Consider the following 957-nt stretch of genomic DNA (forward strand, 5'->3'; position numbering starts at 1 on the left):
GTCCAGCGCGACCGCCGAGCCGCCCACGGCGGCCAGCACGCGCGCGCACACCTGGCGCGCTTCGTCCGTGCCGATGCCCGGCAGGTAGGCGAGGAATTCCTCGCCGCCCCAGCGCACCAGCACATCCTGTTCACGTAGCGTGGCAGCCAGGCGCGCGGCCACGTTCTTCAGCACGACGTCGCCCGCGCCATGGCCCAGCGTGTCGTTGATGGACTTGAAGCGGTCGATGTCCATCAGCAGGAACACGCCGCCCGTGCGCCCTTCCGCGCCGGCGCGCCGTTCGGACGCGGCGCCCGCCTTGCGATGGTGATGGGGCACGACCTGTTCGTAGAAGTAGTGCCGGTTGAAGAGCCCCGTCAGCGAATCGCGCGTACTTTGCAGGAACAGCTGGTCGTTCTTCTGCTGCAGCGACTTGTTCGCCTTCGCCACGCGCCGGTACAGCAGGGCGATGACGGCGGCGGCGGCGAGCGTGATCGCGGCGAGCAGCGCCCACAGGCTGCGCAGGCGCCGCACGTTGTGCAGCTCCGCCGCCTTCAGGATGCTTTCGTGGTGCAGCGCGGCCAGGTCGTTCTGCTTTTTCTGGTCGGCATACGCACGCTGCAGCGTCTCGTACGCCAGCTGCTTTTCCTTGCGCCACGCGGCCAGCGACACGGCGCCCGCCTTTTCGTACACGGTCATCGCGACGTCGCCCTCGCCCACCTGGTTCAGCGCATGGCCGTACTGCAGCAGCATGGGCACGTACTGGTCGTCGCTCGCGAGACCCGCGAGCGCCTTGTCGACCGTGGCGCGGCCGGCGGCGATGTTGCGGAAGCAAATGTCGACGATCCCGACCTGGAACGACGCGAGCCGGATCGCGTCCTCGTCGCCGACCTCGTGCGCGATGCGCAGCGCCTTGCGCGCGGCCCGTTCGGCCTCGCCGTAGCGGCGCGCCTGGACGTACATCGCCGCCAGGTGCGC

Annotated in this window: 1 protein-coding gene; it reads right to left on the minus strand. The window is 69.6% G+C overall.

Annotation, left to right across the window (positions count from 1 at the left end; all coding sequences use genetic code 11):
- Nucleotides 1–957, minus strand: a 957-nt coding sequence (locus tag ACEN88_RS32755) for a diguanylate cyclase domain-containing protein (protein WP_413346443.1), incomplete at both ends; no start/stop codon positions are given.

Source organism: Massilia sp. CT11-108, assembly GCF_047302915.1.
In the GTDB taxonomy this organism is placed as follows: domain Bacteria; phylum Pseudomonadota; class Gammaproteobacteria; order Burkholderiales; family Burkholderiaceae_D; genus Telluria; species Telluria orientalis.